Genomic DNA, 20,876 nt, shown 5'->3' with positions numbered 1-20,876 from the left:
CATGAACATCGCGACCAAAGTTCCATCCGAGGGGGAAACCAAGCAGGCAGCGACACCCAATGCCGCCGCCGAGCCTCAAAGGACCGAAGCCATGAAAGGACGCGTTGACGCCATTGAGGAAGGACGCCTTTATGGTTGGGCCTATGATCCCTCCGTTCCAACAGAACGGCTTTTGATCCGCGTCCTTCTGGACGACAAGCCTATCGCCGAAGCCCCCGCTGACAAGGATCGCCCCGACCTCAAGCGCAACGGCATCGGCGATGGCAAGCATGCTTTTGAAGTGATGCTGCCCCAATTCGCCGCCGCGCGAGCTGGCGAACTCGTCGTCGTGGCGGCCAATGCCGCTGGCACCGAACATAAGTTGCGCGTGCCGAAGCCCGACGAACAGGCTGCCGAAGCGCTTATCGCTGCTCCGATGACGCGCATTCTGGACAAGCTTGACATGCTGATGGCGGCGCAGCGCCAGCTTCAAGTGAACCAGCGTTCGTTGCAGCGTGTTGCGCCTACCCTTGATGGCTCCGGCAATGCCGCTCCGGCAGAAATGCTGGATATTGTCAGTTCGGTCGACGGGCTGCGTACCGATCTCCATCAGCGCATGACCGAACTCGATGTGCACATCATGCGCATGGACGGTGTGGTCGCAGGGCTGGAACAGCGCATGGACGACGTTCACAAGCGCAGCGGAGGTGACCTCAAGTTCCTGTTCTTGCTTGCCGCCGTCTTGACGGGGTTCGTTGCGGGCGCGCTTCTAACGCTTGCGGTCATGCCCTGAGGACGAACGGGATGGTGCAAGACGAACGCCCCAACACGGAAAAGCCAGTCGTGAGACAGCTACGCACACCAGATCGCCCTCCCATGATGAGGGAAGGCGAAATGGTCGTCGGCAGCGTGATCGAAGAAACGCTGGTGCTGGTACTTGGTATCGGCAGCGCTGCAGGTGATCAGATAACCGCCTTTCTCAATGGCGATCCAGCCGTAAGCGTGAAAACAAGTCTGATAACATGGCCGCTCAAGGAGCCTTCACCCACCGGAACGCATGGTTTCGTAGCTATCGTGCCAACTGCTGCTTTGCGCCGTGGCATCCTCAAGACAATCATGTTCCAGCACCGCACAAAAGTAGCCCGCTACAATTTTGCTTCGCGCTCCGCTTCTATTGCCGATTTTGTCGCCATGGTCAGTGATCTGGCTGGACCGAGTTTGCCAAGCGTTATTGATGAGCTGGTAGAAGGTCTCATTTCAGGCCCTATCAGCCGGAAGAAACTTTCGGCCATCACCGTTCTGCTGCAGTCAGGAGCCCGTTCCGATGGCTGCATCGAACTCATCGGGGGCAGTGACGAAGGCGAAATTTTCGTTCAGGGCTGGGCACAGGATTTGACACCTGCCGTTACCCGGTTATTGATCAGCGGCAAAAATCCTTCGCTCGCGGAATGCGCAATCAGCGTTTTCGCTCGGCCCGACCTTAACGATGAAGCCTCGGGATTTGCAGGCCTTTTGCTTGCCAGTGAGCCAGTAGAACCAACTGATGTAGAGCGACTTTTGTTTCGTGGGCGAAGGGGCTGGCGTTTTACCGAAGTCTATGATCGCAGACTGTTGTCCGGTTCGCGTGAAACCCCGGGTCATATCCGAGCTATCCTCCCACGGGTACGCAGCTCGACTGACATACTGCTACGCATGCGCTCTGCCGCAAATCGCTTCGACGGTGCCGACACCGTATCCAGCCTTCCCTTTCCGGTTCGGATGGGGATAGACAACATCTTCAGGGTTGAAGGCAGCGGTATGCTGATTTCAGGTTGGCTGCTCGACCCCGACAACCACGTGGAAAGTGTGAAGCTGCGCCGTCATCGCGGTGAGATCCAGCTCGATACGAGCTGGACCCGTATCGACCGACCCGACGTCACGCGCGAATTCGACAGTCAGCCGCCATTCAATGCCGGTCTTGACCCCAACCGTCACGCCCATGGTTTCGTGGTCTTCGCGCACGAACTTAACGGTGACAGCACCTCGCCCTTCTACCTCGAACTTGCAATCAGCGATGGACGCCGTGCCTTCTTCCCGTTGACGCCGACCCGCGTGACATCGCGTGATGCTATTGTCCGGCAAATCCGTGCGACTGATCCGAATGCATGGGCTTTGCGCCATATTATCGATCAACAACTCGTGCCGCTGCTGCGCGGCGTCAATCGTCCTGCGCCGGAAGTCTTCGGTGTGGTCGATCTTGGGCCTTTCGAAGATGCGGCAGGACCCGCGATTATCATCGGTATCGACGAGCGCGTCGAAGAAATCGAACCTTTACTGGCACTTCTTGCGCTTGATCCCGAAACCCGCATCGCGCCGATCGTGATTGCTGCTGCGACCGAGATCATTGACCGTGTCGGCGTCCAGATCCGGCGTCTTGCAGATTTCTACCGCCTGCGCATCCGGCTCGTTTCCGCAACGGGGTCGGAAGACCTCTACGATGCGCTGGAAGTCGGTGCCCGTACGGTCTCGACCGAGCAGGTCATATTTCTGGCTGGATCGCTGCTGCCGCGCCGTTCTGGATGGCTGAACAAGCTCCTCAGCGCCTATGATGCGCATAAAGACTGTGTTCTTTCTCCTACACTTACCTATGAGGATGACTCTATTCGCTGGGCGGGAACCTGGGTTGCCGGCCCACAGTCCGGCATGTCGGCAGGTCGCGCCCTTATCAGTCGCTATGCAGGTTATCCCATCGACACCATTTCAGGAATGTCCTTGACGGAAGTGGCAACGGCTACGTTCGAGTGCTGTATCCTTCCACGCGAAGCCCTGTTTTCGGTCGGTGGTTTCACGCGCGGTTATCTCGGCACCCACGAGAAGGGACTAGATCTCGGGTTGAAGCTGAAACAGTCGGGTTTGCGCTCCTATTGGTTGCCTTCAGCACAAATGTTGGGAGCGGACGATACATCTGCAACCGACAGGGCCTCGACTATCGCGCTCATCGAGCGCATCGATCGGCAAGTCTTCGACGCACGCTGGTCCTCGATTCTCGCTGGCAGACGCAAGGTACAGGTGGAGGAACCCGCATGAGCGACAAGCTCCGTGTTCTCGTCATCTCGCACGCTCACCCTTCGATTTCGTTGGGCGGCGGTGAAATCGCTTCCTACAATCTGCATAAGGGTTTGAACAGCATTCCCGATGTACAGTCAGTCTATCTGGCGCGAGCCGCCCACCCGATCCCCCGGCATGGCACAACGGCGCTCATGAGCATGCGGCGCGCCAGCGACGAAATCCTGTTCCATGCCGACGAATACGATCATTTCTATCTGTCAAATAAAAACACCGACGAAATCCGCCGTGATCTGCTGCGCTTTGTCCGCGACTTCGACCCGGACATCGTGCACTTCCATCATGTTCTCGGCCTCGGGCTTGAAACGCTCTATGCCCTTCGCGAGGCACTGCCAGACCGCATCATCCTGGTGACGTTTCATGAATTCCTGTCCATCTGCAACAATGATGGGCAGATGGTCAAAGCCGGCACGTCGAAGCTCTGCAACGAGGCGTCCCCCATTGATTGCCATGCCTGTTTTCCGCAAATACCACCAGCGCGTTTTCTCAAGCGCGAGCGCTTTGTGCGCGGCATGCTGGAACTGGCCGACGCATTCGTGTCGCCGAGCGAGTTCCTTGCCAGCCGCTATCTCGAATGGGGCCTCAATGCAGAAAAGATGGCAGTTATAGAGAACGGCATCGCCATTCGCGATGTTACACCTCCACGTGAGTTGACCGGCCCGAACTCGCGTCGTAACCGCTTTGCCTTTTTCGGCCAGATCAACCCGTTCAAGGGCATCGATGTTCTGCTCGATGCGGTGTCCCGCGTACCGGAGCAGGTCTGGGGAGAAGATTCCCGCCTGATGATCTTCGGCGGCAACCTCGAAAAGCAACCGCCCTCCTTTCAGGAGCGCATGCAGAAACTGATTGAAGAAGCCGGCCCGCGCGTACGTTTCTATGGCGCGTATCAGAATGCTGAAATGTCCCGCCTCATGCAGTCGGTCGACTGGGTCGTCATGCCGTCGATCTGGTGGGAAAACTCTCCTATCGTCATTCAGGAGGCATTGCATCATCGCCGTCCGGTCATCTGCTCAAATATTGGCGGCATGGCCGAGAAGATACGTGATGGCGAAGACGGTCTGCATTTCCGTGTTCGCAGTGCCGAGGATCTGGCCGACCGCTTTACAGAAGTGCTCAGCGAACCGAGCATATGGGACAGATTGCATCATTCCATCCGCAACCCAGTCCACTATGTCGACTGCGCGAAGGAGCATCTCGATCTCTATAAGCGGCTGCGCGAGTCAAAACCCCGAAGACAGAAGCTGGCGGTTACGCAATCTGCCATTTCTCAGGCAAGCTGAGCCTGGCTTACCTGTATATTCAAAAGAAGGAAGACCGTATGGCACGCGCCCTCGTTATGATCCCTGCGGGAGAAGTGTACGATCACGACAATGTCCGCTGGTATCGTCACACCGACGTTCAGGGCAGCATTAATCACTATCACAATATTGGCGACGCTTTCGTGTTCGAGTCATCGTTGAAGCTTATGAATTACGAGAAGGCTTCCGAACTTCCGATCACGAATTTCTCGCCTGAGAAGATCGATCAACTCCGTGAAGAATATGATTATGTGATCCTGCGTGGCTCAAACTATATCAACAAGGATATGAACTGGCGTGACACAATCCCAGTATTGCAACGGCTGAAACTACCGGTCATTGCATTCGGGGTTGGAGCACAGGCGCCGGTCAGAGGAGAAATACAGCTTTCTGAAGAGACCAAGGCGGTCTTGCGCATCATTGCAGATTCGACGACCTCCATCGGTGTCCGCGGCGCTTACACCGCCCAAGTGCTCAACGACATCGGCATCCGCAACGTGCGCATTGTTGGATGCCCGACCGCATTTCGCCGCAACAACCAGCATTTGCGTATCAAATTGCCACCACTCGAAAACGTTGACCACGTCGGCGTTACAGTTCGCCGCGAAGTTTCGCCGGCCTATGCGCAGGATATCGAACAATATCTGACCCGCCACCGCGACCTCATAAAATCAATGGCCGAACGCTTCGATGTGACATTGATGGCGCAGGGCGAGATCGAAGAAAAGAAGATGGTTTTGGGTACAGCGGAGCAGAAGGAAGAGGCTGTTACTGCCCTCAAGAACCACCGGTGGACCGCCGACTGGTATTTCGATGAAACAATAGAAAACCTCTACCGCCATCGTATGTTCTATTCGGATGTCGTTGCCGATTACGAAGAACTGGTGCGTAGTCAGCAACTGGTTCTCGGCTATCGCTTGCATGGTAATTTGATGGCACTGGCCAATGGCGTACCGTCTATCTATTTTACCTATGACAGTCGTACGGCCGAATTTGCCGAGACCTACAAGATACCGAGCTATGACGTCTTCAGCGAGAGGCCTTTCCAACTGGAGGACTATTGGGACCAATCGCTGTTCGACAAATATAATCGGGCATGGTTCGAGACCTATGCCGAGATGAAGCAGTTTCTCGATGAAAATGGCGTCGACAACAAGATGACCGAAACCGGTCTTCCCATCGCCGAACTGAAAGTCGCTTGAAGATTTAATCTTGTGGCAGTTGAGCGGGACTATTGCCCTTCTGTTCCTCTGCCAGAAGTGACCATGCGGCGATAAACATCGCGGCAATGAGTGGACCGACGACAAATCCGTTGATCCCGATCAGTGAGATGCCTCCAACCGTGGAAATCAGCACAACGTAATCAGGCATACGGGTGCCTTTCCCGACCAGAGGCGGGCGCAGCAGGTTATCGATCAGCCCAATCACGAATACACCGACGAACACCAGAATTCCGCCATTTATCCAATCGCCGCTTGCGAAGAACCAAGCCGCTGCCGGCCCCCAGACAAGCGCAGCGCCGACTGCGGGAAGCATGGAGAGAAACGTCATCAACACGCCCCAGAGCAATGCCGCTTCGACACCAAGAAGCCAGAACGTCACGCCGCCAATCGTGCCCTGAATGACGGCAATGATGATATTGCCCTTCACGGTTGCCCGGATGACAGCGATGAATTTTTCCAGAAACTGGCGCGTATAATCATCGTCGAGCGGAATGGCCTGCCTGATCTTCCTTCCAAGGTCAGCACCATCACGGAAAAGGAAGAACAGTAGATAAAGCATGATGCCGAAGCCGATGAAGAATTGCAGCGTATTCTGGCCGAAACTGACCAGTTTTCCGGCAAAAAGCTGACTGCCCTGCATGATCGCAGACGATATGCGTGCACGCCATTCTGCGAAATCACCCAGCTCGAACCGGGTCAGCCACTCCTCCAGCGAGTCAGGCAGAGCGCCGAGAATGCGCGAGATATAACTGTTCAAATCAAACTCGCGACTGCTCAGGCGTTGATAGAGAGAATTTCCCTCCTGTACCAGCGAGCCGAAAATGGCGAGCATGGGAATGATGACCAGACAGATACACATGAGCACCGAAAGCAGAGCGGCAATGTTCTTCCTGCCGCCGAGCAGACGCTCAAGCCGTTGCTGTACCGGCGAGAAGACCACGACGAGGATGACGCCCCAGAGAACCGCCGAATAATACGGCAGCAGCAGCCACGCAAAGGCAATGGTGACCAGTGCCAGTAGAATATAGAAGCTCACGCGCTGGACGGACATAATCACCTGCCGCAGATTTCCGGGTCAGGAAACCCTGCCCGGAAAACCATTTCAATTCAATAGAGAAGCTCTAGCCCGACTGTCTATGCTGCTTTCAGAGGCGCCAACTTTTCTTGGGGGAGTGAACGCGCGAGCGCGCTCAGTAGATCGCTTTGCGACACCAACCCGATGATGCGGTTCATTTCATCAACGACCACGACAGCATGCACCAATCCATCGGTCAGCTTGGACAAGAGGCTCATCACCGGATCAGCCTGCGAAGCGGTTGGAGCCTCTGCAATATAGTTTCTGAAATCGTCGCCCGGATGCATCAATTCTCGTAAACCCACCACGCCCTTGAGGCTCCCATCAAGACCGCGAACCGGCAATGTCATGAGGTTGTGTCGAAGGATCAGCTCGCGCGCCTGACTTGCCGTTGCATTTTCATCAATGCTCACAACATCGCGAGACATAATGTCGGCGCAAGTTAAGTCGCCGTGGGAACGAATGGAAACTTCAAGCTCCACCTGCCGCAGCAGGCGTCCGAGATCGTTGCGATCAATATCGAAGCTTTCATCCAGTGCAAGCAACGCGCGATCTATATCTTGCTCGCGGATACCCATTCGGACCGAAGGCGGCAAGTCTTCAGTGCTATGTCTGTTTACTGGAGCAGCAGCCGCCACATGCGGATATTTCCGGCGCGACAGTTTGTGAAACAGGACACCAAGGCCGACGAGAAGGCAGGAATTCAATGCAACCGGCACGAGCGGAAACAGCAAACCCCACTTGGCAACCGCCGGACCACCCAGTACCGCAGTCAGCGCCGCTGCGCCACCGGGCGGATGGAGGCTGCGGGTAACCGACATAGCCGCGATGGCGAGCGCCACGCCGAGGCCAATTGCCAAAGCCGGGTCATCGACCAACTGGGTAACGGCCAATCCTACGAAAGCTGAAATAGTATTGCCCCCGATGATCGACCACGGTTGGGCCAACGGGCTTGTTGGAACTGCGAAAAGCAGAACGGCAGAAGCACCAATCGGTGCAACGATCAACGGTAGATGCGGACCATTTCCCATCAGAATGCTCGATATAAAACCGGTCAGCGCAATACCGATAAGGGCACCAATGCAGCCAATCAAACGTTCTCGCAGAGTTGCACCGGCAAGAACCGGCTTGAACAGCCGGAACGCCCGCGACTGGTGTTGCTTAGAATTTCTCTGGGTCATTCTGTCGATCAGGCCGATGATAGGAAAGCTTCAGCGGGAGCCTGTTGAAGCTAAAGACACTTCTCACAGAAGTGAGACAGTATCCTGCCCTTGCCGGATTCGAACAGGAAAGCAAATACGTATCCGAGCGTCGAAATGGAAAAATCGTTCCTTTTTCTTCAAGTCAACGGGAACAATGGCCTCTCCGTTGAGTGGATTAGGTCGGCTGGCATCCGCTGTGGTCAGCATTGGTCTGCATAGTGGACTCTGATTGACCAGGGCTCTAAGTCTGCTCTTATCCACGCCGCCCGCCAGAAGATACGATGTCGAGATAGACAGCCAGAACAAGAATGCTACCCTTGATAATCTGCTGCCAGAATGTATCAACACCGAGCATAGACATACCATTGTCGAGGCTCGACATGATGAGCGCGCCGACCAGTGCACCAAGCACCGAGCCAACACCGCCGCGCATCGAAGTGCCACCGATGAAGCACGATGCAATGGCATCCAACTCACCGCCCATGCCCGCCGATGGTGTACCTGCCGCGAGACGCGAGGTTGTGGTCAGTCCAGCCACTGCAGCCATCAAACCCATCAGCGCGAAGACCGCCATCTTGACGAAATTGACATTCACACCGGAAAAGCGGGTTGCTTCTGTGTTGGAGCCGACCGCATAGATGTGACGACCGAACACGGTCTGTTTAGCGATCACTGTGAAAATGCCGAGGATCACCAGCAGGATCAGGACCGGCACCGGCACACCCTGATAGCTGTTGAGTATCAGAATGAAGCTGAGGATCAGGATACCGATCCCAAGAAGCCTAGCAATCTCCAAACCGGAAGAAAGCGTCTGGAGATTATGCCTGCGCTTGCTGGCCCGTGTACGCAGGGCCATCAAAATAAGCACGCCGAACAAAGCCATCGCGCAGAGATTGCCTAGCCAGCCCGGCAGATAACCCTGCCCGATATACTTGAATTCTGGTGAGATCGGCGCGATCGTGACACCGCCCATAATGCCAAGCACAATGCCGCGAAACACAAGCTGCCCGCCAAGCGTGACGATAAACGACGGTATACCGAGATAGGCAGTCAGCCAGCCGTTAAAGGCGCCAAGCGCCACACCAAGAACCAGCACTGTGCTGATGGTTGCCCATAGCGGCCATCCGTAAATGACGTCTAGAACAGCAGCAATTCCGCCCAAAAGCCCCAACAGTGCGCCAACCGAAAGGTCAATTTCACCGGCAACAATGACGAAAACCATCGCGGATGCAAGCATTCCCGTGATAGCCATCTGGCGTAGCAAATTGGAGAAGTTGCGTGCAGTCAGGAACTGCGAGCGTCCCATCTCGGGATCGTAGGTGAGGATCGCAAACAATGTCCAGATGAGCGCAACCACAATCAGCAGCGCAACAATCTTATAATCCGCCAGAAACTTCCGAAGGCTTTTGCCCGTCAATGTCATGTCATGCACCGGTCAAATTGAGCATTTCCAGCAAGGATGTGAAGTGGCTTTGCTAAGGAAATGCGAGAAAAAAGTCATTCAAGGATCAGGCCGCGTTGACAATCGGTTTGCCGATCGCAGCAGCAAGCACCTTCTCCTGGGTGAGATTTTCATTGGGGAAATCGCCACGCAGCTTACCCTCGCCGATCACAAGAACACGGTCGCTGATACCGAGAACTTCCGGCATTTCGGAGGAGACCATCAGCACCGCGACGCCCTGTTTCGCGAGCGCGAAGATCAGTTTGTAGATTTCGTATTTCGCGCCAACATCAACGCCCCGTGTCGGTTCATCCAGGATGAGCACCTTGGGGTCTGGCAGCATCATCTTCGACAGCACTGCCTTTTGCTGGTTACCACCGGACAGGGACGCGATTTCCAGCATTGGATCTGCAGTCTTGACCTTAAGGCGCAGAATTTCACGCTGGATCGTGGCCAGTTCCGCTTCCTTGTTTAGCAGCCCGCGTAAGGAAAATCGGTCCAGTATTGAGATCGTCATATTAAAGCCCACCGGCATGATGGGCAGAATGCCATCTTTCTTGCGGTCCTCCGGCACCATGCAGATACCTTGTCGAACCGCATCGCGTGGCGTACGGATCTTTAGCTCACGACCTTCCAGAAAGACCTGCCCATCATGTGCTCCGGGCCAGACACCGAACAGACTGGAAACCAGTTCTGTCCGCCCTGCTCCCACCAACCCGGCAATACCGAGAATTTCCCCACGCCGAAGTGCAAATGAGACATTGTCGACCACCTTACGATCCGGATTGGTCACATCCCAGCAATTGATGTTCTGCGCCTCGAAAATAACCTCGCCAATGTCGTGCGGCTCGCGCGGGAAAAGGTTTTTCATCTCGCGCCCCACCATCATGGTTATGATGGTGGGCGTGTCGAGTTCCGCCATCGGTTTGGTAGCAATATGTGTCCCGTCGCGAATGACTGTCACCGTGTCGGAAACTTCTGCCACTTCATCCAGCTTGTGGGAGATGTAGACGCAGGCCATGCCCTGCGCCTTGAAGTCCTTGATTAGATCGAGAAGAACGCGCGTTTCCGATGCAGTCAGCGCCGAGGTCGGTTCATCCAGAATGAGCAGCTTCGCATTCTTGTTGATTGCTTTTGCAATTTCGATCAACTGTTGTTTGCCGCCCGGATAATGATAGACCGGAAGCGCGACATTGATGTCATGGATATTAAGCTGCGCCAGAAGTTCCGTCGCGCGCGCATTCATCTGGTCATAATCTATGAACCCGCCGCTTGTCGGCTCCGACCCTAGAAAAATGTTTTCGGCAACCGACAGGTGCGGCACCATCATGAGTTCCTGATGGATGATGACAATACCCACTGCTTCCGTGTCGCGGATGCCCCCCGCCTTCAGTTCTTGGCCTTCCCAAAAAATTTCCCCGCTCCAAGTGCCATGGGGATAAACGCCGGAAAGCACTTTCATCAGCGTAGATTTGCCGGCACCGTTCTCTCCACAAAGGCCGACACACTCGCCCGCGCGCACTTTCAGGTAAATACCGTCAAGCGCTTTCACGCCGTTGAAGTCCTTACCGATATTGCGCATCTCTAGAAGATATTCGGACATCGCATATGACCTTGCAGTAACGCAGCAGAGTGAACCGTCCGGTTTCAAGCCACACCAGGTGGAAACGCTCCGGACAATACTGTCAAAGACAGCATCGAAGAGTTTGTGCGGCCAGAAGCTGGATATTGACGTCCAGACTTCCGGCCTCACTATCCGCACTGGGCCAGACCACCGGGATCAACTCCGTTGATACCCGGAAATGGCTTACTTCCCGTAGATTTGCTCCTTGGTGTAGAAGCCGTCCTGAACGTAGATATCGATATTGGCCTTGGTCACCGCAGTCGGCGTCAGCAGAAGCGTGTCCACTTGCTTGCCGCCATTGTCGAGCTTGGAATTGAACTCAGGCTTTTCACCCTTGACCAACTGGACAGTCAGCTTGGCAGCTTCCGAAGCAATGAGTTTCAGCGGCTTGTAGACCGTTACGGTCTGCGTACCGTCGATCAAGCGCTTGACGGCTGCGAGATCGCTATCCTGTCCGGAAACGGCAGTCTTTCCGGCCAGCCCCTGTGCGGCGAGTGCCTGAATTGCGCCGCCGGCGGTACCGTCGTTTGAAGCGACAACCGCATCGATCTTGTTCTGTGCCGCCGTCAGAGCATTCTCCATGATGGAGAGCGCTTCAGTCGGACTCCATTCCTTAACCCATTGCGAACCAATGACTTTCACCTTGCCGGAATCGATAGCTTCCTTGAGCGCCTTTTCCTGACCGGCGCGCAGGAGTTTGGCGTTGTTATCCGTCGGAGAGCCGCCGAGAAGATAGTAATTGCCTTCCGGCTTCGCCTTCAAAACAGCTTCCGCCTGCATGAAGCCGACGCGCTCATTGTCGAACGAGATATAGGCGTCAATGTCGGCATTGAGGATCAGGCGGTCATAGGAGAGAACCTTGATGCCGGAAGCCTTGGCATCGGCAACAACCGCATCGAAAACCTTGGAGTTCATCGGCACGATGACGATAGCGTCAACGCCCTGTGCAATCAGGTTTTCAACCTGCTTGACCTGCTTTTCCTCGTTGCCGTCAGCCGACTGCACATTGACCTTGGCGCCCAGCTTTTCCGCCGCTTCAATGAAATAGTCACGGTCACGCGCCCAGCGCTCGACGCGAAGATCGTCTATGGAAAAGCCGATGACCGGATTTTCCGGCGAAGCATAGACCGGCGTGGACACCATGGCACCAATGCCCAAAGCCGCGGCAACCAGCGCGCCGGTCAGAAAATTACGACGTTTCATGCAAATCTCCTCCAAACAACACCGGCTCGCTACCGGCTGATACCAAACCGCGCCCCCGAACGTATTCCGCCCCCGGAGTTCGGCACGACAAAACAGCCCACTTTGGAGCTGCTTTTTCTTGAATGGCTGATCCTCCCAAAGGCGTTTTGCGCCAAGATCACTCCATAGAGACAGCGCGCAAAAGACACACTGCCCCATCCTCGAAAGCCATTGATACGTGAAGAAAAATGAATAGCAAGTATTTTTTGATTTACGTACCTCATTTTTGATCTTATGGTCCGCGTCGAGGAGCGAGAATGAAACCAACAGTCCATGATATAGCCAGAACCGCGGGCGTCAGTCTTGCCACGGTCGACCGTGTACTGAACGAACGTCCAGGTGTGAGAGCGAAGACGCGCGACCGGGTTATGGCCGCGATGAACACGCTCGGCTATGTGCGCGATGTGGGTGCTGCCAATCTCGCCCGCGGCAGGCTTTATCAGTTCGATTTTATTTTACCGGACAATGAAAACACATTCATGCTCAGCATGCGCGCGGAACTGCAGGCCGCGATGGAGCGGGCCCTGGCCGAGCGTGTACTGATCAATATCGTGCTTGTCCCCGCCTTCGATGAAGCAGCACTTGTCGCAGCGCTTGACGAGTGCGCCATACGTAAGCCCGACGGCGTTGCATTTGTGGCAGTCGATACCGATCCTGTGCGTGCGGCCTGCGCCCGACTAAGTGAACAAGGTGTTCATGCCGTTACGCTTGTATCCGATCTGGGACATTCGACGCGGACGCATTATGTCGGTGTTGACAATGTTGCCGCCGGACGCACGGCAGCGCGGCTTCTGGGGCTCTTTGCCAACGGCACCGAAGGCGCTCTGGCAGTCGTCGCCGGTTCGTTGAAAGTCCGCGATCATATCCAACGTTTCCAAGGGTTTACGACAGCTATGAAGACGGACTTTCCAGACCGGGAAATATTACCCGTTCTGGAAGGTTTCGACGAAGGTCCGCGTGTCGAGAAACTTGTCGACAAACTGCTTGACGAGCATCGTGGCATCGCCGGAATTTACAGCCTCGGTGCTGGCAATAGCGGTTTGGTGCAGGCACTTGCGAAGCAAAGCTCTAATCGACCGCTGGTTATCGCGCATGAGCGGGACAGTGTGACCTCGAAAGCGCTGACAGATGGCATCATCCATGCAGTGCTGGCACAGGATGCGGGCCACGAAATTCGTAGTGCCATCCGGGTTCTCAAGGCATCTGCGGATCGTCTGGCGATCGTGCCGGGACAGGAACACATACGCATTGAAATTTTTCTCAAAGATAACCTGCCGGATTTTGACTGACGCGCAGGCGATAATGCCTTTTCAACAGGAGCAAAAATGTATCTCGGGCTCGATCTAGGAACATCCGGCGTGAAGGCGCTGTTGATCGATGATGGACAGGCGGTAATCGGTTCAGCTCATGGAGAGCTGGACGTTTCGCGCCCGCACCCGAGCTGGAGCGAGCAGAACCCGGCACAATGGATCAAGGCTTGTCGGACGGCAATCGATGGTGTGCGTGCTGCCCACCCAAAGGAGTTTTCGGCGATTGCCGGTATTGGCCTGTCCGGTCAAATGCATGGCGCTACCCTGCTGGACGAACAGGATCAGGTGTTGCGTCCCTGCATCCTCTGGAACGATACGCGCAGCTATCGCGAAGCAGCCAAGCTCGATGCAGATCCGGCGTTCCGCGCCATCACCGGCAATATTGTCTTTCCCGGTTTTACAGCACCGAAACTGGCTTGGATTGCCAATAACGAACCCGAGATTTTCGCACGCTTACGCAAGGTGCTCTTGCCGAAAGACTATCTGCGTCTCTGGCTGACCGGTGAATACGTATCCGATATGTCAGATTCGGCGGGTACAAGCTGGCTTGATACCGGTGCGCGCTGCTGGTCACGTGAACTTCTCGATAAGACGGATCTGGACGTGAGCCAAATGCCGCGTCTAGCCGAAGGCACTGAAGAAACAGGGCGATTGAAGGCTGAGCTTGCCGCCGAATGGGGCATTGCCCGTCGGCCCGTCGTGGCGGGCGGAGCTGGCGACAACGCGGCTTCTGCCTGCGGCATGGGGACGGTCAAGCCCGGCCACGCCTTCGTTTCTCTCGGTACTTCAGGTGTGCTCTTCGCCGCAAACGGTGCCTACCAACCGAAACCTGAAAGTGCGGTTCACGCCTTCTGCCACGCCCTGCCCGAGACATGGCACCAGATGGGTGTAATCCTGTCCGCGGCGAGTGCGCTCGACTGGTATGCACGGCTTGTCGGCAAAACAGCACATGAGCTTGATAAGGAACTCGGCGACACGCTGAATGCACCGGGCAGCGCGACGTTCCTGCCCTATCTCTCTGGTGAACGCACCCCATATAACGATGCGAAGATACGCGGCGTATTTTCTGGTCTCGGACATGAATCGGATCAGCGCGCATTAACGCAAGCCGTTCTGGAAGGCGTGGCTTTCGCAATCCGCGACAATCTAGCCGCACTGCAATCTGCCGGTACCGATATCAAATCGCTCACAGCCGTCGGCGGCGGCTCGCGTTCCACCTATTGGCTGAAGGCAATCGCGACCGCGTTGAACGTGCCTATCGCGCTGCCCGAAGAAGGTGATTTCGGTGGCGCATTTGGCGCCGCGCGACTGGGGCTCATCGCTGCAACCGGTGCCGATCCGTTTGCCATTTGCACACCGCCGCGCACGGAACGAACGATAGAGCCGGAAGCCGCCCTGCTGCCAGCCTATGAAGAAGCCTATCAGCGCTATCACGCCCTTTATCCGGCACTTCACGGCCTCGCCGGTTAGTGACGTTGCCGCTCACAACCAGACATGATGACATTCGAACGGGAGGACACAATGAGCACCGGCTTTTTCGGCGACATTCAAAAGGTTAAGTATGAGGGGCCGGACAGCGACAACCCGCTGGCATTCCGCCATTATAATCCGGACGAAATCGTGCTGGGCAAGCGCATGGAAGATCATCTGCGCTTTGCGGTCGCCTATTGGCACAGTTTTGCCTGGGAGGGTGGCGACCCATTCGGCGGACGCACCTTCGATCGCCCTTGGTATTCCAACGAAATGGAAGCAGCAAAACTCAAAGCAGAGGTGGCCTTCGAGTTCTTCTCGTTGCTTGGCGCTCCCTATTACTGCTTCCACGATGCCGATGTGCGGCCCGAAGGGCGCAGCTTTGCGGAGAACACGCGATACCTCAACCAGATCGTCGATATTCTCGAGAAGAAGCAAGCAGAGACCGGCGTGAAACTTCTCTGGGGCACGGCCAACCTGTTCTCTAATCGCCGCTATATGGCGGGGGCCGCAACCAATCCTGATCCAGATGTGTTCGCCTTTGCGGCGGCGACCGTAAAAAGCTGCATTGATGCCACCAAGCGACTGGACGGCGAAAACTACGTGCTGTGGGGCGGTCGTGAAGGTTATGAAACGCTGCTCAACACTGATCTTGGACGCGAACTCGACCAGATGGGACGGTTCCTTAACTTGGTCGTTGAATACAAGCACAAGATCGGCTTCAAGGGCACGATCCTGATCGAACCGAAGCCGCAGGAGCCGACCAAGCATCAGTATGATTACGACGTCGCAACCGTCTATGGCTTCCTGAAGCGCTATGGCCTCGAAAGCGAGGTGAAGGTCAATATCGAGCAGGGCCACGCCATTCTCGCCGGTCACTCTTTCGAGCACGAACTGGCGCTTGCCCGTGCCCTTGGCATTTTCGGTTCTATTGACATGAACCGCAATGACTATCAGTCCGGCTGGGATACGGACCAGTTTCCGAACAATGTGCCGGAAATGGCGCTCGCTTACTATCAGGTTCTTCTGGCAGGTGGCTTCACGACTGGCGGTACGAATTTCGATGCCAAGCTGCGCCGCCAGTCGCTTGATCCGCAGGACCTGCTGATCGGTCATATCGGCGGCATGGATTGCTGTGCACGCGGGCTGAAAGCCGCCGCCGGAATGCTCGAAGACGGCGCGTTGTCCAAGGCGCTCGATGAGCGGTATGCTGGTTGGAGCGGCGATTTCGGAAAGAAGCTTTTAACAGGCCTATCACTGGACCAGATTACGGCGGAAGTCGAAGCGAAGGAAATCAATCCTCAGCCGAAATCCGGCCGTCAGGAATATCTCGAAAACATCGTCAATCGCTACGTTTGAACCGGCTGAAACAAAAAGGGCGCCACTGGCGCCCTCCTTTCCATTCCTAAAGCTTGACCCAACCGCCGTCTTTCTGAGACGAGCGCACGCACGCATCGATGAAAGCAACGCCCTTCAAGCCGTCATCAACGCTGGGATAGATCACGGCACTATCCGGCTTTTTGCCGTTCCGATGGGCCTCGATGGCATTGGCCGCTTCCGAATAGATGGTAGCAAAAGCTTCCAGATAGCCCTCAGGATGCCCCGCCGGTACACGGGTTACGCGGGCAGCAGCAGAGCCAACTCCGGCACCGCCCCGCGTGATCAGCCGCTTTTGCTCACCAAAAGGCGTGAACCAGAGATAGTTCGGGTCTTCCTGCGCCCATTCGATCCCGCCCCTTGTGCCATACACACGCAGACGCAGCGCGTTTTCGTTGCCGGGCGCGACTTGGCTGCACCAGAGCATACCCTTGGCGCCCCCTTCAAAACGCAGCATCACATGAGCATTGTCGTCGAGACGCCGTCCCTCGACAAAACTGTCGAGATCGGCAGCAAGGCTGTCGAGCGTGAGACCGGTCACGAAGGAGGCGAGATTGAAGGCATGTGTGCCAATATCGCCGGTCGCACCACCCAATCCCGATTGGGCCGGATCGGTACGCCAGACAGCCCCTTTCGCACCTGTCGCTTCCACCGCTTCGGTCAGCCAGTCCTGCGCATACTCCACTTGTACGACACGAAGATCGCCAAGATCGCCATTGGCGACCATCTCGCGCGCTTGCCGTACCATCGGATAGCCGGTGTAATTATGCGTCAGAACAAACAGAGCGTCGCTTTCGTCAGCGAGTTTTTTTAATTTCTTCGCATCGGCAAGCGTCGAGGTCAGCGGCTTGTCGCAGATGACGTGAATGCCGCGACGCAGAAACTCCTTCGCAGCTTCATAGTGAACGTGGTTCGGCGTTACGATGGAAACGGCTTCGATCCCGCTTTTCAGCCGTGCCTCACGAATGGCCATATCCTTGTAGCTGGAATAGATGCGGTCTTGGGCCAGTCCCAGTTCACGCCCGGAGGCCTGTGCCTTCTCCGCCGAAGACGACAATGCACCTGCCACCAGTTCAAATCGGTTGTCGAGCCGCGCCGCCATGCGGTGAACGCCGCCGATAAACGCACCCGCGCCACCACCCACCATGCCAAGGCGGATACGGGGAATTGCTGCTTCCGTGGTTTTAGCTTCGATGGTCATATCGATCCCTATATCTATAGGCCGAGCATGCGGCGATTGGCGGCGTCATCGGTGCCACCGGATGCGAAATCGTCAAATGCCTTGTCGGTGACGCGGATGATGTGCGCCTTGACGAACTCCGCGCCTTCGCGTGCGCCGTCTTCGGGATGCTTCAGTGCACATTCCCATTCGACAACGGCCCAGCCGTCAAAGTCGTTCGCGGCCATCTTGGAAAACACCGCGCCGAAATCCACCTGGCCGTCCCCGAGCGAACGGAAGCGGCCTGCGCGATTGACCCAACCCTGATAGCCGCCATAGACGCCCTGTCGCCCAGTCGGGTTAAACTCCGCATCCTTGACGTGAAACATCTTGATGCGGTCCTTGTAGATATCGATATTGTCGAGATAATCGAGACACTGCAGCACATAATGCGACGGGTCGTAAAGCATATTGGCCCGTGGGTGGTTTTTGACCTGCTCCAGAAACATCTCGAAGGTCACACCATCGTGCAGGTCTTCGCCCGGATGGATTTCATAGCAGATATCAACGCCGTGTTCGTCGGCATGATCGAGTATCGGTTTCCAGCGCCGGGCAAGTTCCTCAAATGCGGTTTCGACCAGACCGGCAGGACGCTGCGGCCATGGGTAGACAAACGGCCAGGCCAACGCGCCGGAGAACGTCGCATGTGCGTCAATGCCCAGATTGCGCGATGCACGGATCGCCATCTTTACCTGCTCGACCGCCCAGGCTTGGCGTGCCTTGGGATTGCCACGCACTTCCGGCACTGCGAAACCGTCGAAAGCTTCATCATAGGCTGGATGCACCGCAACAAGCTGGCCCTGCAAGTGGGTCGAAAGCTCCGTGACTTCGACACCGTTCTGGCGTGCTACACCGGCGAACTCATCGCAATAATCCTTGGATTCAGAAGCCTTTTTCAGATCGATCAGTTGGCTCGCCCATGTGGGAACCTGCACTCCGACATAGCCTTTTTCGGCAGCCCATTTGGTGATGCCATCCCATGTGTTGAAAGGCGCTTCATCGCCTGCAAACTGCCCAAGAAAAATCCCTGGACCCTTGATCGTCTTCATCAAATTTCTCCTGATTATACTCGGAACCCGCCATCAACCGGCACCGAGCAACTTGAAAGCGCGCAACGCGCCGCATATCGGGAACAAGAGAGAAGCCGTGCGCCTGCTTGAGCAGGCGCACGGGATTTAATCTCCTTAGAACGGCGAATCCGGGAAATAGAAATCCTTCGCATTGTCCTTGGTGACGAGCGTGGCATCGAGGATGTAGCTGCCACTTACAGGAATCTGGTCATAGAAATGACCGGCGGCGAGTTCCATGGCTGTCGAAACCATCGCTGGTGGATAGAGAACATCGACTGGCACAAGCTTGTCGCCATCCATCACCTTCTTGATCATGTCCTTGGAGCCCGCTCCTCCCACGACATACTGAATGTCGCTGCGGTTTGCCTGCTTGATGGCTTCGAGCACACCGACAAGCATGTCGTCATCCTGTGCCCAGACCACGTCGATCTTCGGATACTTGGTCAGGAAGTCCTGCATGACGCGGAAAGCGTCGTCGCGGTTCCAGTTGCCATACTGACGGTCCAGGACTTTCACGTTGGAGCCTTCAATGCCCTTGTCGAAGCCGTCCTGGCGCTGCTGATCGATCGGGATCGGCAGACCGCGAATAACGACGACCTGCGCATCAGGCGTTGTGGCCTTGATATATTCACCGGCCACCTGACCAAGCGCCGGGTTGTTGCCGGCCACGTAGAGATCGCGGATGGTATTGTCGTTATTGCTCGGCGCGCGGTCGACCAGAGCGACAAATGTGCCCTTGTCCTTGATTTCCTTGATGGCGTTGACGAGTGGATCTGGGTCGGTCGGCAGAACGACCAACCCGTCGAGGCCCTGTACGGCCAGATCCTGCAACGCATTGGCCTGCGATGCTGCATCGGGCGATGTCTTGACGATGACATTGAGGCCCGGATGTTCCTCCATCAGGAGCTTCGCCACACGTTCGGCGTGATAGACGACGCCTGCCGTCCAGCCGTGGTCGGCAGCCGGGATCGACACGCCGATCGTCACTTTCTTGTCCTGTGCGCTTGCCGCGCCGCCAAAGGCCAGCGCACCCGCCGTCAGAGCGGCGAAAGCAAGCTTCATCAAATTCCCTCGCATAGTCTTCCTCCCAGTAAACGCGGGGCTCTCATTCCTCTCTGGCTGGAACCGCCCCACCAATCCCGCCAACCTCGCAAAGCCGGAGCCCTAACCACTCCGCATTTTCTTGTTACAAGCGTGTCTCCCAAAGCCCGTTCCTGCTTTTGGGAGACACGCTCTATCGCCGTGACAGCGAACGCTGCACCAGCATGGCGATAATGATGATCGCTCCCTGAATAGCGCCGAGCAAATACTCGCTGACGAAGTTCGACAGGATCATTATGTTTCCGATGATCTCAAGAATGAAGGCACCGCAAATCGTGCCCCATATACGGCCCACCCCGCCACGCAGCGCGGTTCCGCCAACAACCACTGCGGTTATCGCCTGCAACTCCCACATCAGGCCGGTCGTGGCCGAGGTGGAACCCAGACGCGGCACATAAAGGAGCACGGCCACTGCGACACAAAGGCCCTGAATGATGAAGGCTATAGTGCGCACTTTCTTGACCGAAATGCCGGAATAGCGCGCCACATCCTCGTTTGATCCGACTGCAATGACATGGCGGCCATAGCGCGTCCGATATAGGACGAATGCCGCCAGCGCTGCCGTAACGAAGATCACGATAACCGGCACCGGCACGCCAAGAATGGAACCGAAATATGCCGGACGATAAAGCGCCTGAATATCCGGGTTACGCAAGGTGATAGCACCACCTTGCGACAGCCATGTGGTGAGACCTCGATAGATACCCATGGTGCCAAGTGTGGCGATAAACGGCTCAATGCCGCCAACCGTCGTTATTATGCCGTTCAACAGACCACAGGCTGCACCGACGATCAGCGCAAGCATCACAGCGGCAATCAACATCAGCACAGGGTCGGCAATCACCGCGCTATTCATGAACAGGATCATGATACTGGCGACGAAAGCCACCATTGCACCTACGGACAAGTCGAGACCACCCGACGAAATTACATAAGTGGCACCAAGCGCAATAATGGCGATGAAAGCGCTGCGCGTTGCGACATTGAGTAGATTGTCGATACTGATGAAATTCGGGTTGGCAATTGTGCCCAGAACAAGCAGCAAGGCGAGCGCTATGAACGGAGCGATTGCCCGCAGATCCCAATCCTTGGAGGTCCTCGGCACTCTGCCTTTATCGGTCGCAACCTGTGTCATTTACT

General features: G+C 56.0%; 16 protein-coding genes. 7 read left to right on the top strand and 9 right to left on the bottom strand.

Annotated features, from left to right (window positions below):
- Nucleotide 1: 1 nt before the first annotated feature.
- The 4 genes from FJQ48_RS05355 to FJQ48_RS05340 are packed head-to-tail and all read left to right on the top strand — an operon-like array spanning nucleotide 2 to nucleotide 5,584.
- Nucleotides 2-772 carry a hypothetical protein gene (locus FJQ48_RS05355; RefSeq protein WP_139974173.1) on the top strand — a complete coding sequence of 257 codons (771 nt, stop codon included), beginning with the start codon at nucleotides 2-4 and terminating at the stop codon, nucleotides 770-772.
- 11 nt (nucleotides 773-783) lie between these two features.
- Nucleotides 784-3,045: a hypothetical protein gene (locus FJQ48_RS05350; protein WP_139974172.1), complete on the top strand. Its 2,262-nt coding sequence runs from the start codon at nucleotides 784-786 to the stop codon at nucleotides 3,043-3,045.
- The gene (locus tag FJQ48_RS05345) at nucleotides 3,042-4,364 is read left to right on the top strand and encodes a glycosyltransferase family 4 protein (RefSeq protein ID WP_139974171.1); all 1,323 of its coding nucleotides are present in this window, start codon (nucleotides 3,042-3,044) and stop codon (nucleotides 4,362-4,364) included. The genes FJQ48_RS05350 and FJQ48_RS05345 overlap by 4 nt, the downstream gene beginning before the upstream one ends.
- 38 nt (nucleotides 4,365-4,402) lie before the next feature.
- Complete coding sequence (locus FJQ48_RS05340) at nucleotides 4,403-5,584, top strand: polysaccharide pyruvyl transferase family protein (RefSeq protein WP_139974170.1); 1,182 nt, start codon at nucleotides 4,403-4,405, stop codon at nucleotides 5,582-5,584.
- A 4-nt stretch (nucleotides 5,585-5,588) separates the two neighbouring features.
- Here FJQ48_RS05340 and FJQ48_RS05335 read toward each other — a convergent pair whose 3' ends face one another.
- The 5 genes from FJQ48_RS05335 to xylF form a co-directional block, all read right to left on the bottom strand.
- Nucleotides 5,589-6,656 carry an AI-2E family transporter gene (locus tag FJQ48_RS05335; protein ID WP_139974169.1) on the bottom strand — a complete coding sequence of 356 codons (1,068 nt, stop codon included), beginning with the start codon at nucleotides 6,654-6,656 and terminating at the stop codon, nucleotides 5,589-5,591.
- An 83-nt stretch (nucleotides 6,657-6,739) separates the two neighbouring features.
- Nucleotides 6,740-7,861, bottom strand: coding sequence for an HPP family protein (locus FJQ48_RS05330; RefSeq protein WP_139974168.1), 1,122 nt, complete (start codon nucleotides 7,859-7,861; stop codon nucleotides 6,740-6,742).
- Between the two features lie 274 nt (nucleotides 7,862-8,135).
- On the bottom strand, nucleotides 8,136-9,305 hold the full coding sequence (locus tag FJQ48_RS05325) for a sugar ABC transporter permease (RefSeq protein WP_139974167.1): 1,170 nt from the start codon (nucleotides 9,303-9,305) through the stop codon (nucleotides 8,136-8,138).
- 85 nt (nucleotides 9,306-9,390) lie between these two features.
- Nucleotides 9,391-10,926 (bottom strand): xylose ABC transporter ATP-binding protein, encoded by a 1,536-nt coding sequence (locus tag FJQ48_RS05320; protein WP_139974166.1) that lies wholly within the window; start codon nucleotides 10,924-10,926, stop codon nucleotides 9,391-9,393.
- A gap of 204 nt (nucleotides 10,927-11,130) precedes the next feature.
- Nucleotides 11,131-12,150 carry a D-xylose ABC transporter substrate-binding protein gene (gene xylF, locus FJQ48_RS05315; protein WP_139974165.1) on the bottom strand — a complete coding sequence of 340 codons (1,020 nt, stop codon included), beginning with the start codon at nucleotides 12,148-12,150 and terminating at the stop codon, nucleotides 11,131-11,133.
- A 296-nt stretch (nucleotides 12,151-12,446) separates the two neighbouring features.
- Here xylF and FJQ48_RS05310 point away from each other — a divergent pair, with 296 nt between their 5' ends.
- From FJQ48_RS05310 to xylA, 3 genes are read left to right on the top strand one after another with little or no spacing between them, the layout of a single operon-like run.
- On the top strand, nucleotides 12,447-13,478 hold the full coding sequence (locus FJQ48_RS05310) for a LacI family DNA-binding transcriptional regulator (RefSeq protein ID WP_139974164.1): 1,032 nt from the start codon (nucleotides 12,447-12,449) through the stop codon (nucleotides 13,476-13,478).
- 36 nt (nucleotides 13,479-13,514) lie between these two features.
- On the top strand, nucleotides 13,515-14,969 hold the full coding sequence (gene xylB / locus FJQ48_RS05305; protein WP_139974163.1) for a xylulokinase: 1,455 nt from the start codon (nucleotides 13,515-13,517) through the stop codon (nucleotides 14,967-14,969).
- 51 nt (nucleotides 14,970-15,020) lie between these two features.
- Nucleotides 15,021-16,328, top strand: coding sequence for a xylose isomerase (gene xylA / locus FJQ48_RS05300; protein WP_139974162.1), 1,308 nt, complete (start codon nucleotides 15,021-15,023; stop codon nucleotides 16,326-16,328).
- A gap of 46 nt (nucleotides 16,329-16,374) precedes the next feature.
- On the opposite strand, the gene FJQ48_RS05295 is transcribed toward xylA, so the two are convergent.
- The 4 genes from FJQ48_RS05295 to FJQ48_RS05280 all read right to left on the bottom strand — a co-directional run bounded on the left by FJQ48_RS05295 (nucleotide 16,375) and on the right by FJQ48_RS05280 (nucleotide 20,871).
- Nucleotides 16,375-17,547 carry a Gfo/Idh/MocA family oxidoreductase gene (locus FJQ48_RS05295; protein ID WP_139974161.1) on the bottom strand — a complete coding sequence of 391 codons (1,173 nt, stop codon included), beginning with the start codon at nucleotides 17,545-17,547 and terminating at the stop codon, nucleotides 16,375-16,377.
- Between the two features lie 14 nt (nucleotides 17,548-17,561).
- Entirely contained in the window at nucleotides 17,562-18,614 is a 1,053-nt protein-coding gene (locus FJQ48_RS05290) for a sugar phosphate isomerase/epimerase (protein ID WP_139974160.1), read from the bottom strand.
- 135 nt (nucleotides 18,615-18,749) lie between these two features.
- Nucleotides 18,750-19,712: a substrate-binding domain-containing protein gene (locus tag FJQ48_RS05285; protein ID WP_180350133.1), complete on the bottom strand. Its 963-nt coding sequence runs from the start codon at nucleotides 19,710-19,712 to the stop codon at nucleotides 18,750-18,752.
- A gap of 157 nt (nucleotides 19,713-19,869) precedes the next feature.
- Nucleotides 19,870-20,871, bottom strand: coding sequence for an ABC transporter permease (locus FJQ48_RS05280; protein WP_139974158.1), 1,002 nt, complete (start codon nucleotides 20,869-20,871; stop codon nucleotides 19,870-19,872).
- Nucleotides 20,872-20,876: the final 5 nt, after the last annotated feature.

The sequence above is a fragment of the Ochrobactrum sp. CGA5 genome, from assembly GCF_006345815.1.
In the GTDB taxonomy this organism is placed as follows: Bacteria; Pseudomonadota; Alphaproteobacteria; order Rhizobiales; family Rhizobiaceae; genus Brucella.
Note: the sequence above shows the minus strand (reverse complement) of the source record. Positions and strands in the feature narration are given on the sequence as shown.